Origin of the sequence: Rhodoplanes sp. P11 (genome assembly GCF_964266735.1) — a bacterium.
GTDB classification, from domain to species: domain Bacteria; phylum Pseudomonadota; class Alphaproteobacteria; order Rhizobiales; family Xanthobacteraceae; genus Rhodoplanes; species Rhodoplanes serenus.
The window spans coordinates 182,273-196,572 of the sequence record NZ_CAXWGY010000018.1 but is presented as its reverse complement, the minus strand read 5'-3'; the positions used below and the strand labels follow the sequence as shown (position 1 = coordinate 196,572).

The window sequence follows — 14,300 nt, the reverse complement described above, 5'->3', positions numbered from 1 at the left end:
CGTTCCCGTGACAATTCTCTTTGGAAGCACGCGAGGCGTGTCGTCTTCGGTGCCGCGTCCGCTGTCGGGCACGACGAGCCGGTTGAATGTCGACCCGTGAAATGTCGACGACGACAATCCGATCGGATTGGCGGGCGGCCGCCCACACACTAGACTGCCGCGCGCGACCGCGCCCGTTCCCGGACAGCGCGCAGCATCCGGATGGCTGCGCCCCGCGGCCCGACCGGCGACGGCAACCGAGACGGAGACATCGTCATGGCCGAACCGACCGTTCCGACCTCGATGCAGTATCTCGACCGGGCGGTGGGCGCCCTGCGCGACGTCGGCCTGGTGCCGGAGAAGACCGAGCCGGCCCCGATCAACGCGCTCCTGGAAAAGATCTCCGTGCTGGCGCCCGACAAGATCCAGGTGATCGCCCGCACGCTCGGCCAGGCGTCGCTGTTCAACGAGGTGGTGCGCGAGCAGATCGCCGGCATGGAGATCGGCCGGCGCTACGAGGACATCACCAACGGCTTCAACTCGATCCGCGACGACGCCAAGCGCATGGTCGACCAGATCGCCGACAGCCGCCTCGACCTGATGGAGCGCGCCACCAACGTCTGGATGAAGATCGCGCGCGGCGACATCGCCGACCGCTTCGACAAGATCAAGGCGATCTATCTGGACGTCACTGCGGACACCAAGGGCCAGATCGACCGCGAGCACACCATCCTCGAAGCCTATCGCGACTTCCGCGGTGCCCTGAAGCAGTCGGAGGTGATGGCGCTGGAGGTGCTGGCGACCGCCACGGCGGCGCTCGACCGCGAGCGCAAGGCGCTGACCGAGGCGTCTGCCAAGGTGGCGGGCTTCGCCGGCAGCGAGCCGGCCGAACGCGCCAAGCTCGAGCTCGCCCGCGACGAGCAGCTCCGCCGCGTGCAGGACGAGGAGAAGCGCTACCAGATCGCCAAGGACCTCGCCGACAACCTGACCATCTCGTACAACACCTCCGAGGTGGTGATGGCCCGCTTGCAGCAGACCACCAACGCCAAGGAGCGCATCTACGCGCAGTCGATCACCTTCTTCACCACCAACGACACGGTGCTGACCGCTCTCAAGGCGTCGTTCACCGGCATGTTCGGGCTGCACGAATCGACCGCCACCCTCGACGCCATGAAGGAGGGCATGTCGAAGTCGCTGGAGACGCTGTCGGAGATCGGCGACAAGGTGCAGGAGGCGGCGGTGCGATCGGGCTACGGCCCGACCGTGCGGGCCGACGCGGTGAAGAAGCTGGTCGACTCGGTGGTCGACTTCCAGGAGCGCTCGCAGCGGATCATCGACGAGATGCGGACGATGGCGACGAAGAACTCCGAGGAGATTCGCGACGCCGTCGAGGACGGCAAGCGCCGCATCGCCAAGCTGGTGGCCGACGGGAAGGCGCTGCCGCTCTGATGGCCGCCGCGCCGACCAACCCGACCGCGCCCGCCGGGGCGGCCCCGACGGCGACGGCCCCCGCCGCGGCGCCGCGGGCCGCCGGCACCCTCGACGAGCTGATGCTCGCCATGGACGTCGTCGACACGCTGCGGCATCGCGACGTCATGGTCGAGCGCGAGCTCGCCGAGGAGACCCGCGAGCAGGCGCTGATCGAGCGGCTCCGCGCGATCTACCAGGGCCAGGGCATCGCGGTGCCCGACAGCATCCTGGCGCAGGGCGTCAAGGCGCTGAAGGAGAGCCGCTTCGTCTACACGCCGCCGGCGCCGGGCTGGCGGCGGACGCTGGCGCTCGCCTGGGTCGCGCGCGGCCGCTGGGGCAAGCGGGTGGCGGCGGCGCTCGCCGTCGCGCTCGTCGGCTACGGCGCCTACGACCTCGCCGTGGTGCGCCCGCGTGAAAAGGCGGCCGAGGCAGCCCGTGTCGAGCTCGCCGAGACATTGCCGCGCCGGCTCGCCGCCGGTCGCGACGCGGTGCGGGCCGAGGCGCTCGACGAGGCGGTGCGGCAGCGCGCCGACGCCTTGGCGGCCCGCGGCCGTGCCGCGCTCGACCGCGGCGACGTCGCCGAGGCGCGTGCCACGGTGGCCGAGCTCGACGCCCTCGCGGCCCAGCTCCGCCAGGACTACGTGCTGCGCATCGCCGGCCGACCGGAGGACCGCACCGGCATCTGGCGCGAGCATCCGAGCTTCCGCGGCCGCGCCTATTTCGTCGTCGTCGACGCCGTCGACCCGCAGGGCCGGCCGGTGCCGCTGCCGATCCGCAACGACGAGACCAACGCCACCGAGACCGTCAGCCGCTTCGCCGTGCGGGTGCCGCAGTCGACCTACGAGGCGGTGCGCGACGACAAGCAGCGCAACGGCATCGTCCAGAACACGCGGCTCGCCGAGAAGCGCCGCGGCGCCCTCGACCCGGTCTATCGCATGCCGGTGCTCGAAGGCCGCATCACCGCCTGGTGAGGACCGTCATGATCTCCGGCCGCGACGCGATGACGACCGTCGAGCAGGCCATCGGCCGGGTGCGGGCCGACGAGGGACAGCTCGACTCGGCGCTACGCTCCGCCATGGAGCAGGCCGCGATGCTGCGGCGGGCCGAGGCGGACGGCTTCCGCCGGCTCGCCCGGGTCAAGCTCGACGCCGCGACGCGCGACCGGCTGATCGGCACGCTCGACGCCAGCGAGAGCGCCGCCCTGGCGATGATCGAGGAGCACCGGCGCCGCCTTGCCGACCTGGCGCAGCGCCGCGAGGCGGCGCGGCAGGCGCTGGAGCGGGCCGAGGCGGCCAAGCGCACCGCCGACCAGAGCCTCGCCGACGCGCTCGACCGGCTCGACGACGCCCGCCACGCCACCATGCGGCGCATCGCCGGCGACACGGCGTGGCAGCAGGCCAAGGCGGTGCTCGACGCGGCCCGCGAGATCGCCGGCGCGGCCGCCGACAAGGCGGCGCAGGCCGAGCGGGATCTGGCCGAGAAGCGCAAGCCCTACGAGAGCGATCCGCTGTTCATGTATCTGTGGGATCGCCGCCATGATCAGGCGGAGGACCGCAGCGGCGGCCTGGCGCGGACGATCGACCGCTGGGTCGCGGATCTGGTCGGCTACCGCGACGCCCGCGCCAACTACGCCATGCTCCAGGAGATCCCGCTGCGGCTGCGCGAGCACGCCGACAACAAGCAGCGCGAGGTCGAGGCGCGCACCGCCGCGCTGGCGGCGATCGAGCGCGCCGCCCTGGTGGCCGACGGGATCGCGCCGGTCGAAGCGTCGGTCGAGACCGCCCGCGCCGCCGCCCAGACGGCGGACGCGGCGGTGGCGGCCGCCGGCGCCACGCTCGCCGGGCTCGACCAGGAGCGTGACCGCGCGGTCGGGGCCGGCGATCGCGCCGTCTACGACGAGGCGGTCGAGATGCTGGCGCAGGCGCTGGCGGCGCGCGACCTGCGCGATCTCTACGACGGCGCTCGGCGCACCCCGTCGCCGGCCGACGACCAGGCGGTCGGCGCCATCACCGAGACGCGCCGGCAGTTGCAGTCGGTCGAGGCGGAGCTGACGCGGCTGCGCGACACCATCCGCGACACCGCGGCCCGCCGCAGCGAGCTGGAGCAGGCGCGCGAGCGCGCCCGGCGCTCCGGCTACGACGACCCGCGCGGCCGGTTCGACGGCGGCACCGAGATCATCGGCGACATCGTCGGCGGCATCCTCAAGGGGGTGCTCCAAGGGGCCGATCTCGACCGCGTGCTGCGCGGCGGCTGGCGCGGCCCGCCGCGGCGCTCGGACCCCGACTTCGGCGGCCGCGGCTCGGGGCCGTCGTGGCCGGGCGGCCCGTGGGGCGGCGGGCCGTGGGGCGGTGGCTCCGGCGGCGGGTCCGACCGGGACTCGGGCGGTGACCGTGGTGGCGGGAGTGGCGGCGGCTGGCGCACCGGCGGCGGCTTCTGATCCCCGCTCCGGACGGACGCGCACCGCGTCCGACGCCCCGCGCTACCGCCCCTCGCGCGCCCAGGTGGCGGCCAGGCTGCCGACCAGCAGCAGAAGCCCGAGCAGGCCGGCGAACATCGGCAGCACGCCGACGCCGCGCACCACGCTCGCCTCCCGCATCTTGAGGCCGATCCAGCTATCGCCCCGATAGGTCTCGGAGGAGCGCACTGGCACGATGCGGGGCACGTCGACATCCGCCCCGGCGCGCGCCGCCAGGCGGCGGGCGCTGCCGCCGGTGGCGTCGAGCAGCGGCGCCAGCCCGTCGGTGGTCGACGTCACCTCGGCGAACTCGCGCGGATTGGGCGGGCCGACATTGACGAGCGCCGTCAGGGTGCCGTCGGTGGCCCGCCACAGGCCGAGCTCGTTCGCCTCGATCGACTTGCGCCACACGCCCGGGTCGGCGGCATCGAGCTCGACCGTGCGGGTCGCCCCCGACGGCGCCGTCAGGGTGATCGGCGCCACCGTCTCGCCCATGGTCTGCCGCTGCACCATGAGGTCGCGGCCGCGGGCGAACAGACGCAGCGCCTCCTCCTCCAGATCGGGCTGCTTCATCAGCCAGTGCGACAGCCGCCGCAGCAGATCGATGTGCGGCCCGCCGCCCTCGTAGCCGCGCGCCCACAGCCAGATGTGATCGGACAGCAGCAGCGCGACGCGGCCCTCGCCCTCGCGGGCGAGCACCAGCAGCGGCTTGTCGTCGGGCCCCTTCATCACCGTCATGCCGTCGCCGGCCCGCGCATCGACCAGGCGGAACCAGCGGCTCCACGCCGGCGGCTCGGCCTTGGCGCCCTCCAGCGTGCGGGTGACCGGATGGCGCTTGCCGAGATCGGTCAGCGCCGCACGGAACGCCTGCTCGGTGACGCGCCCGCTCGGCTCCGCCGGCAGGATCGATTCGAGCGGCGTGCGCCACAGGCTGGTGTTGCTGGCGTAGTCGGGGCCGGCCGCCACCAGCACCGCGCCGCCGTCGCGCACATAGCGGGCGATGTTGTCGAAATAGATGATCGGGAGCACGCCCTGGCGGGCATAACGGTCGAAGATGATGAGCTGGAACTCGTGGATCTTCTGCTGGAACAGCTCGCGGGTCGGGAAGGCGATCAGCGACAATTCGTTGATCGGCGTGCCGTCCTGCTTCTCGGGCGGGCGCAGGATGGTGAAGTGTACCAGGTCCACGTTGGCGTCGGATTTGAGCAGGTTGCGCCACGTCCGCTCGCCGGCGTGCGGCTCGCCGGAGACCAGCAGCACGCGCAGCTTGTCGCGCACGCCGTCGATGGACACGACCGCGCGATTGTTGAGCGGCGTCAGCTCGCCGTCGAGCGGCGACGTCTCGATCTCGACGATGTTCTGGCCCGGATGCGGAATCGGCACCTGCACCCGCACGGCGTCCCCGGTGCGCACGGTGCGGCGCTCGACCGTCTCGCCGTCGCGGCTGATGCGAACCTCGGCGACGCCGCGCGGCGCGCCGGTGTCCTCGACCCGGAACGTCACGCTCTGCTGCTGGCCGACGATGCCGAAGCGCGGCGCCGAGGTGAGCACGACGCGGCGGTCGCGCTCGCCCGGGAAGCCGGTGACGAGCGCATGGACGGGCGCCGCGAAGCCGAGCCCGGAGGTATCCGCCGGCACGTCGTGGACGCGACCGTCGGTGATCATCACGGCCCCGGCGACCCGCTCGGGCGGCACGTCGGCGAGCGCCGCCGACAGCGCCGAGAACAGCCGCGTGCCGTCGGTCTCGCCGTCGGCGTGGCCGGCCTCGACGGTGCGCAGCTCGAGCCCGGGAATCCGCTGGAGCCGCTCGGTCAGCGCGGCGCGCGCCGCCTCGGTCTGCGCGGCGCGGTCGCCGAAGCCCTGGCTGGCGCTCTTGTCGACGACGAGGACGGCGACCGACGACAGCGGCTCGCGGTCCTCGCGGGTGAGCGACGGATTGGCGAGCGCCAGGACGAGGAGCGCGAGTGCGGCCGCCCGCACCCAGGCCCCGCGCGTGCGGGCGACGAGCAGCAGCGCCGCCACCACGACGGCCGCCACCGCGACCGCCCACAGCACGGCGTCGGGAACCAGGGGCGCGAAGGACAGGCCGAAGGTCATGCGGAATCCAAGGTTGTCGCGTCGTCATTCCGGGGCGCGCCGCCGGCGCGCGCCCGGAATCCAGCCGCGAGTTCAAAGCATGGGGCTGGATTCCGGGTCCGGCGCCTGGCGCCGTCCCGGAATGACCAGCACGTCGCGGCGCCGTGCCTCATTGCCCCAGCCGCTCCAGCAGCGCCGGGACGTGGACCTGGTCGGCCTTGTAGTTGCCGGTGAGCGCGTACATGACGATGTTGGCGCCGGCCCGGAAGGCGTGCTCGCGCTGGCGCGGCTCGCCCGGCACCAGCGGCAGCAGCGCTTGCCCGTCGGGCCGCGTCGCCCACGCGCCGGCGAGATCGTTCGAGGTGATCAGGATCGACGAGACGCCGTCGCCGGCGCGCGCCGGGCGGCGCTCCTCCGGTCCGTCCGGATCGGCGACCGGCATCGCCTCCACCCACAGCCGCCCGGCGGTGAAGCGGCCCGGGAAGTCGCGCAGCAGGAAGAACGTCTTGGTCAGCACGTGCTCGCGCGGGATCGGCTCCAGCTCGGGGATGTCGAGCGCGCCGAGGATGTCGCGCAGCGCCTTCATGCCGGGGCTCGCGGTCTCCGATCCGGGCGTCGCCTCGACGGCGTCGCGGGTGTCGAACAGGATGGTGCCGCCCTGCTTCATGTAGGCGTCGACGCGGGCGAGCGCCTGGGCCGACGGCTTCGGCGCGTCCGGCACGATCGGCCAGTAGATGATCGGGAAGAAGGCGAGCTCGTCGCGGCCGATGTCGAGCCCCATTGGCTCGCCGGCTTCGAGCGCGGTGCGCTGGCCGAGGAACACCGTGAGGCTCTGGAGCCCCGCCTTGCTGATGGCGTCGACCTCGGCGTTGCCGGTGGTCACATAGGCGAGCCGGGTGCCGGCCGTCGCCTTGGCGGCGAAGTCGTCGGCCGCCGGGTCGGCGGCGCGGGTGGGCTCCGCCGCATGAGCGGGCGGCGGCACCGCCGCGGCGAGCGCCAGCGTGGCGCCGAGGAGCAGCGCGGCGGGCGCCCGCTGCCAGCCGGTCAGCCGGGCGAGGCCGCCGGCGAGCCAGAACACCACGAGCGCATCGATCAGCGCCAGCGCGACGGCGCCGAGGAACACCGGGCCGCGCAGGTCCTGCGGCTCGGCCGCCCGGTAGGGCTCGACGCGGGCGCCGAGCGGCGCGAGATCGAGCGGCCTCGGCCGGTCGGCGGCGGTCAGCGTGTTGACCGCGACGAGCCCTTCGGGCGGACCGTAGAAGCCGGGCGGGTTGTCGGCGGTGGCCCGCCCCGCATAGCCGGCGGCGACCGGCCGGGCGGTCGGCGGCGGCGGCCCGAACACGCCATGGCCGTCGAGGATGCGGGTCGGCGCCACCGTCTCGCCGCTGCCCTGCGGCGTCGGTCCGCCATCGGGGCCGACGGTCGCGCCCGACAGGCCGACGATGCGGCGGAGCATCTCGACGAAGGCGCCGGACATCGGCAGGTCGGACCAGCGGGTATCGGCCGTGACGTGGAACAGCACCACCATCCCCTTGCCGCGCTTGGCGGCGGTGACGAGCGGCGTGCCGTCGGCGAGCGCCGCCCAGGTGTGATCGCCGAGGCTCGAGTCCGGCTCGGCGAGCACCTGGCGCGTCACCGTGACGTCGTCGGGCACCGGCAGGCCGGCGAACGGGCCGTCATGCGAGAAGCTGGCGAGGCGCTGCGGCTGCTCCCAGCTCAGGCTGCCGCCGAGCACCCGGCCGCCGCGGCGCAGCCGCACCGGCACGAGATCGTCGTCGGCGGCCGCGAGCCGCGGGCCGGCGAAGCGCACCAGCACGCCGCCGTCGTCGACCCAGCGGGCCAGGCGCTCGCGGGCCTCGCCGGCGACATTGCCGACATCGGCCAGCACCATCATGGGCAGGCGCTGGTCGATGAACTGGGCGACCGCCTCGGCGGGGGCGCCGCGCTCGGCGATGCGGGCGTCGGCGAACGGGGCGAGCGCCCGGCCGAGATAGAAGGTCGAGGCCAGCAGCGGCTGCGCGGTCTCGGCGGTCGAGCCGGTGACGACCCCGACGGTGCGCCGCCGCCATCGCTTGTCGAGCAGCTGCACGGCGCCGGCCGATGCCTCGCCGGCGATCTCCAGGCGGGCGATGTCGTTGCGGATCTCGACCGGCAGGTCGAAGCGCGCCTCGGTCTCGCGATCGCTGCCGCCGAACGCGAAGGTCGCGTCGCCGAGCGGCAGGCCACGCAGGTCGAGCGCCCGCACGGTGCCGGCGCCGGCCTCGTCGCCGTCGGCCCGCAGGACCTTCACGGAGAGTCCACCGGCGGCGTTGTCGGCGGCCGCGAGCGCCAGCGCCGGGCGCACCCCGCCGGTGACGACGGTGACGGGACGTCCCTGGGCGAGGCGCGCGAGCCCAGAGACGAACTCGGCGCCGCGGCCGAGATCGACGCCGTCGGCGAGCCAGATCACCTCGGCTTCCGGGGTTGCGGCGAGGAGGCGGCCGATCGCCGGCAGGGCATCGGCGCGCTCGACCGCATGCGGCTTCGGCCGGATCAGCCGCAGCCGCGCCGCGGCGGCGTCCGGTGTCTCGACGGAGAGATCGCGGGTCGGCTCCGACAGCGGCACCAGGGCGATGCCGCGGCCGTCCGCCTGGGCGCGAGCGACCAGCTCGCCGGCGGCGCGCAGGCGGGTGTCGAAGCTCGCCGCCGCCGACCAGCCGTCGTCGATCAGCACGACGAGTGGCGCCCGCGCCGAGGCGGTCGACACCGGCGGGTTCCACATCGGCCCGGCCGCCGCCAGGATCACCAGCGCGGCGAGCAGCAGCCGCAGCAGCGTCAGCCACCACGGCGTGCGGGCCGGCGTCTCCTCCTTGGGGGCGATATCGGCGAGCAGGCGCGTCGGCGGGAAGCTGACGCGGCGCGGCCGCGGCGGCACCAGCCGCAGCAGCCACCACAGGATCGGCAGCGCGACCAGGCCGAGCAGCACCAGCGGCTGGGCGAAGGCGAGCGGCAGGCCGGGGATCATGCGGGCCTCGCGTCGCCGACGGCGGCGTTCGGCCCGGCCTCGAGCATCTCGACATCGCGGATCTCGGCGTCCGCGGCATCGAGCGTGGTGTCGCCGCGCGGCGGTGGCGCCGCGCCGCGGCCGGCCGACATCCGCGCATGAAGCTGAAGCATCAGCTCGGTCGCCGGACGGTCGGTGCGGTGAACCACGAAGCTCCAGCCGATGCGGTCGGTCTCGGCGCGGATCTGGCTCCGGTGGAGCGCGATGCGCGCCGCATAGTCGTCGCGCCACGCCTCGGCGCGGCCGGCCGTGATCGAGCCGAAGCCCTCGGGCTCGACGAACTCGACGCGCCCCGCATACGGAAACGTCTCCTCGGCCGGATCGACGATCTGCACCACATGGCCGTGAGCACCCGCGGCGCTGAGCCGTGCCAGCATCGTGCGAATCTCGGCGATCGGGCTCCACAGGTCGGACAAAAGGATCACCTCGGAGAGCGGCGACGGCGCGAAGGCCGGCGGCAGGCTGGCGGGCGCCGCGGCGTCGTGCAGGATCGCCTGCACCATGCGGTCGATGACGTTGCGGTTGGCCGTCACCGTCATCAGGCCGGGGATGCCGACGCGCTCGCCGCCCTGCACCAGCACCTCGCCCAGCGCCAGCCCCATCACCAGGGCGCGGTCGAGCTTGCTGTCGCGGGCGAGCGCCGAGCGGAACGCCATCGAGGGCGAGCGGTCGGGCCAGATCCACACCGTATGGGCGGCCTCCCATTCACGCTCGCGGACATAGAGGTGCTCGTCGCGGGCGGAGCGGCGCCAGTCGACCCGGGCCGAGGACTCGCCGGAGACGAAGCGGCGATACTGCCAGAAATTCTCGCCCGGCCCGGCGCGGCGGCGGCCGTGCAGGCCGTGAATCACCGTCGCGGCGACGCGGCGCGCCTCCAGCACCAGGCGCGGCATCAAGGCGGCGAGCGCCCGACTCGATGCGCCGGCCCGATCCAGAACGGCCCGGTCGGAGGCGGCGCGATCGGCGGCCGACGCGGGGGCCGACACGGCGGAGGGGGGTGCCGCCATTGGGCCTATCCGATCCGGCTCTTGAGCCGGCCGATGATCCCCGGAACCGTCTCGCCGTCGGCGCGCGCCGCGAAGGTCAGTGCCATGCGGTGCTTGAGGATCGGCTCGGCGAGCGCCAGCACGTCGTCGACCGACGGCGCGTAGCGGCCTTCGAGCAGGGCGCGGGCGCGCACCGCCAGCATCAGCGCCTGGCTGGCGCGCGGGCTCGGCCCCCAGGCAATCAGCTTGCCCTCGGGACCTTCGGCGCCCGGACGGGCCGAGCGCACGAGGCGAAGGATCGCCTCCACCACCGTCTCGCCGACCGGCAGGCGGCGGACCAGGCGCTGCGCCGCCATCAGGTCGTCGGCCGTCATGGCGGGCTTCGCCTTGCTCTCCTCGGCCCCGGTGGTGTCGAACAGGATGCGTCGCTCCGCCTCGAGGTCGGGATAGTCGACGTCGATCTCCATCAGGAAGCGGTCGAGCTGCGCCTCCGGCAGCGGATAGGTGCCCTCCTGCTCCAGCGGATTCTGGGTCGCGAGCACATGGAAGGGCTTCGGCAGGTCGTGGCGGGCGCCGGCGACGGTGACGTGCTGCTCCTGCATGGCCTGGAGCAGCGCCGACTGGGTGCGCGGGCTCGCCCGGTTGATCTCGTCGGCCATCAGGAGCTGGCCGAACACCGGCCCCGGAATGAAGCGGAAGCTGCGCTTGCCGCCCGGGCTCTCCTCCAGCACCTCGCTGCCGAGAATGTCGGAGGGCATCAGGTCGGGGGTGAACTGGATGCGCTTGGCGTCGAGGCCGAGCACGGTGCCCATGGTGTCGACCAGCTTGGTCTTGGCGAGGCCGGGGACACCGACGAGGAGCGCGTGCCCGCCCGCCAGGATCGTCACGATCGCGTGCTCGACCACCCGGTCCTGGCCGAAGATGACGGTGCCGACCGCCGCCCGGGCGGCGCGCACATGCCCGGCCGTGGTCTCGGCGGCGCGGACGATCATGTCTTCCAGCTTTTCCAGGCTCTCGCCGCTCGACGCCATTCGGGACTCCATCCGGACCTCGTGGGGGACCGCCGCCCTGCGAGGGGCGGTCGGATCGACATGCATCGACCGCGCCACTGGCCGTTGCGTCCGGCCGTTTCCTCTCACACCTATGCACCATAGGCTATCGAGATGAGTCGGGGCGGGGCAACGCCCCTTCACGAAATCGCGACCCGATCGTCGGGGCCGCAGCAACCATGAGGGCGCGCGTCGCCCGGAGGGTCGGGTCGAACCGTGGCGAACGAAGGGCAGACCGGCGCGACCGGCTTCGAGGCGCTGGCGAGCGCGGCGCGCGACGCCGCCCGCCGCGGGCCGCCCCCCGTGCATTTGTGGAATCCGCCCGACTGCGGCGATATCGACATGCGGATCGCCGCCGACGGCACCTGGTTCTACCAGCGCACGCCGATCGGCCGGCCCGCGCTGGTCAAGCTGTTCGCCTCGGTGCTCCGCCGCGACGGCGATCGCTACGTGCTGGTGACGCCGGTCGAGAAGTGCGGCATCACGGTCGACGACGTGCCCTTCCTGGCGGTCGAGATGGTGCGCGAGCCAGTTCCGTCCGCCACCGGCGCCGCCGATGACGATGGGGCCGGTGCCGCACCGCTGCTGCGCTTCCGCACCAATGTGGACGATTGGGTCAGCTGCGACGCCGAGCACGCCTTGCGCTTCGAGCCGGAGCCCGGCACCGGCGGCCTCAAGCCCTACCTGCATGTCCGCCGCGGCCTGTGGGCCCGGCTGGTGCGGCCGCTCTACTACGATCTGGTCAGTCTCGGGGAGGAGCGCGCGATCGACGGCTGCCGGATGTTCGGCATCGCCTCCGGCACCGCCTTCTTCCCGATGGCCCCAGCCGAGGAGCTGAAAGACGTTTCATGATGCTGATTGGTGTAAGTTGCCCCCCACCCCCGACCCCTCCCCACCATTTGCTGACGCACATGGGGGGAGGGGAGTCGAGGCGCTTCGGCTCCCCTCCCCCCGCGCGCGAAGTGCGTGGCGGGGAGGGGTCGGGGGTGGGGGGCTGACCGAAATGACAGCTACCGAGCGCGCCGATCCGCTCGCCCTCGGCCACGCCTTCTTCGACCGCGCCCGGGCACGGCTCGACATGGCGGTGCCGGCCGCCCTCACCGACCCGTCGCAGCCGGCGACCCGCGGCGACATCGATCTCGACCCCGAGCTGTGGGCGCAGGCCGGCGTCATCCCGGCGCGGCCCGCCGCCGTGCTGATCGGCGTCGTCGACCGGCCGGAGCCCGGCGTCATCCTCACCCAGCGCACCACCAGCCTGCCCAGCCATGCCGGCCAGATCGCCTTTCCGGGCGGCAAGATCGATCCCATCGACGCCACCCCGCTCGACGCCGCGCTGCGCGAGGCCGAGGAGGAGATCGGGCTCGACCGCGCCCTCGTCGACCCGATCGGCTATCTCGACCTCTACTGCACCTTCTCGGGGTTCCGCATCCTGCCGGTGGTCTCCCGCGTCGCCCCCGGCTATACGCTGGTGCTCAACGAGGCCGAGGTGGAGGACGCCTTCGAGGTGCCGCTGGCATTCCTGATGGACAAGCAGAACCATGCCCTGCACAGCCGCGACTGGAAGGGCCTGCGGCGGCGCTTCTACGTGATGCCCTATCAGGAGCGGTACATCTGGGGCGTCACCGCCGGCATCCTGCGCAACCTGTACGATCGGGTGTATGCGCGATGACGCCGCCCGCCGGGCTCCGCATCAACCGATTGAGATCATGATCCGCCCGATCCTCACCGAACTCGCCCTGTTCCTGACGCCGTTCGTGCTCTACGCCGTGTTTCTGATGGCGACACGCGCCGGCGTCCTCCACCCCGACTCGTGGCGCTGGTCCACGGTCGCCTGGCTGACGCTCGCGGCCCTCGCCCTGGTGGTGGTCAGCTTCGTGGTGATGGCCGAGTTCGGGGGCGCGCCGCCGAACTCCGTCTACGTGCCGGCCCACATGGAGAACGGGCGCTTCGTGCCGGGCACCACGCAATGACCGAGGTCCCGCAACGCCGTCTCGACGCCGCATGGCTCGCCGCGGAGCCGCTCGCCGCCGTGCTGGCGGTGCTCGACCGCGACGGCGAGGAGGCCCGGGTGGTGGGTGGCGCAGTGCGCAACACGCTCATCGGCGAAGCGCCCGGCGACATCGACATCGCCACCACGGCGCTCCCCGACGAGGTGGTGCGGCGGGCCGCGGCGGCCGGCTTCAAGACGGTGCCGACCGGCCTCGACCACGGCACCGTGACGGTGGTGGCGGACGGACGGCCGTTCGAGGTGACGACGCTGCGCACCGATGTCGAGACCTTCGGCCGCAAGGCCAAGGTAGCGTTCGGTCGCGACTGGCAGAGCGACGCGGAGCGGCGCGACTTCACCATGAACGCCCTGTCGGTGTCGCCGGACGGCACCTTGCACGATCCGGTCGGCGGCCTCGACGACGTCGCGGCGCGGCGGGTGCGCTTCATCGGCGAGCCGGAACGGCGCATCGAGGAAGACCACCTGCGCATCCTGCGCTTCTTCCGCTTCCATGCCGCCTACGGCAACGGCGCCTTCGACGGGCCGAGCCTCCATGCCTGCATCGTCGCCCGCGAGAGCCTGCGCAACCTGTCGCGCGAGCGGGTGCGCGGCGAGATGCTGAAGCTCCTCGTGGCGCCGGTCGCCGCCTCGACGCTGGTCGCGATGTCGGACACCGGCATCCTCCAGCTCGTGCTCGGCGGCGTCGGGCTGCCGGTCGACTTCGCCGCCATGGCGGCGCGCGAGGCGGCGCTGGGGCTGCCGCCCGACCCGGTGCGCCGGCTGGCGGCGCTGGCGGTGCTGGTGGAGGAGGACGCCGAGCGGCTGCGCGAGCGGCTGCGGCTGTCCAATGCCGAGCACCGCCGGCTCGCCGCCATGGCGACGGGCTGGTGGCGGCTCGGGCCTGCGACGACGGAGCCGGAGGCGCGCGCGCTGCTCTACCGGCTCGGGCCGGTGTCGTTCACCGACCGCGTGCTGCTCGCCTGGAGCCGCGCCGCCCCGGACGCGGCGGCGGCGGCGAATGCGTGGCGCACCCTGACGACCCTGCCGCAGCGGTGGGCGGTGCCGCGCTCGCCGCTGCGCGCCGACGCCTTCATGACGCGCGGCCTCGCCGGGCCGGCGGTCGGCGCCGCCATGCGGGACGCCGAGGCGGCCTGGATCGCCGCCGACTTCCCCGCCGACCGGGGGACGCTCGACGCCATCGTGACGGCGGCCGTCGCGCGCGCCTCGGCCGCCGCGCCGGACGCCGCCGGCTGAC

At 73.7% G+C, this 14,300-nt stretch carries 11 protein-coding genes; 7 read left to right on the top strand and 4 right to left on the bottom strand.

Features of this window, described 5'->3' with window-relative positions; genetic code table 11:
* The first annotated feature begins 255 nt into the window (after window positions 1–255).
* The 3 genes from ACFQUV_RS17675 to ACFQUV_RS17665 are packed head-to-tail and all read left to right on the top strand — an operon-like array spanning window position 256 to window position 3,886.
* The gene (locus ACFQUV_RS17675; protein WP_129608407.1) at window positions 256–1,428 is read left to right on the top strand and encodes a cell surface protein; all 1,173 of its coding nucleotides are present in this window, start codon (window positions 256–258) and stop codon (window positions 1,426–1,428) included.
* Entirely contained in the window at window positions 1,428–2,420 is a 993-nt protein-coding gene (locus tag ACFQUV_RS17670; RefSeq protein ID WP_207211417.1) for a DUF6384 family protein, read from the top strand. Before ACFQUV_RS17675 ends, ACFQUV_RS17670 begins: the two co-directional genes overlap by 1 nt.
* A gap of 8 nt (window positions 2,421–2,428) precedes the next feature.
* Entirely contained in the window at window positions 2,429–3,886 is a 1,458-nt protein-coding gene (locus ACFQUV_RS17665) for a hypothetical protein (protein ID WP_129608408.1), read from the top strand.
* 42 nt (window positions 3,887–3,928) lie between these two features.
* Here ACFQUV_RS17665 and ACFQUV_RS17660 read toward each other — a convergent pair whose 3' ends face one another.
* From ACFQUV_RS17660 to ACFQUV_RS17645, 4 genes are all read right to left on the bottom strand, one after another.
* Complete coding sequence (locus tag ACFQUV_RS17660) at window positions 3,929–6,001, bottom strand: hypothetical protein (protein WP_129608409.1); 2,073 nt, start codon at window positions 5,999–6,001, stop codon at window positions 3,929–3,931.
* A 148-nt stretch (window positions 6,002–6,149) separates the two neighbouring features.
* On the bottom strand, window positions 6,150–8,981 hold the full coding sequence (locus tag ACFQUV_RS17655; RefSeq protein ID WP_165363826.1) for a DUF4159 domain-containing protein: 2,832 nt from the start codon (window positions 8,979–8,981) through the stop codon (window positions 6,150–6,152).
* A complete protein-coding gene (locus ACFQUV_RS17650) occupies window positions 8,981–10,030 on the bottom strand; it encodes a DUF58 domain-containing protein (protein ID WP_129608411.1) in 1,050 nt (349 codons plus the stop codon). Before ACFQUV_RS17650 ends, ACFQUV_RS17655 begins: the two co-directional genes overlap by 1 nt.
* 5 nt (window positions 10,031–10,035) lie before the next feature.
* On the bottom strand, window positions 10,036–11,040 hold the full coding sequence (locus tag ACFQUV_RS17645; RefSeq protein WP_111384309.1) for a MoxR family ATPase: 1,005 nt from the start codon (window positions 11,038–11,040) through the stop codon (window positions 10,036–10,038).
* 234 nt (window positions 11,041–11,274) lie between these two features.
* Here ACFQUV_RS17645 and ACFQUV_RS17640 point away from each other — a divergent pair, with 234 nt between their 5' ends.
* The 4 genes from ACFQUV_RS17640 to ACFQUV_RS17625 all read left to right on the top strand — a co-directional run bounded on the left by ACFQUV_RS17640 (window position 11,275) and on the right by ACFQUV_RS17625 (window position 14,299).
* Window positions 11,275–11,910 carry a DUF1285 domain-containing protein gene (locus ACFQUV_RS17640; protein ID WP_129608412.1) on the top strand — a complete coding sequence of 212 codons (636 nt, stop codon included), beginning with the start codon at window positions 11,275–11,277 and terminating at the stop codon, window positions 11,908–11,910.
* 151 nt (window positions 11,911–12,061) lie between these two features.
* Window positions 12,062–12,727: a CoA pyrophosphatase gene (locus ACFQUV_RS17635; protein WP_111384311.1), complete on the top strand. Its 666-nt coding sequence runs from the start codon at window positions 12,062–12,064 to the stop codon at window positions 12,725–12,727.
* Window positions 12,728–12,764: 37 nt separating this feature from the next.
* Complete coding sequence (locus tag ACFQUV_RS17630; protein WP_111384312.1) at window positions 12,765–13,028, top strand: DUF6111 family protein; 264 nt, start codon at window positions 12,765–12,767, stop codon at window positions 13,026–13,028.
* Window positions 13,025–14,299, top strand: coding sequence for a CCA tRNA nucleotidyltransferase (locus ACFQUV_RS17625; RefSeq protein WP_129611293.1), 1,275 nt, complete (start codon window positions 13,025–13,027; stop codon window positions 14,297–14,299). The genes ACFQUV_RS17630 and ACFQUV_RS17625 overlap by 4 nt, the downstream gene beginning before the upstream one ends.
* Window position 14,300 lies beyond the last annotated feature (1 nt).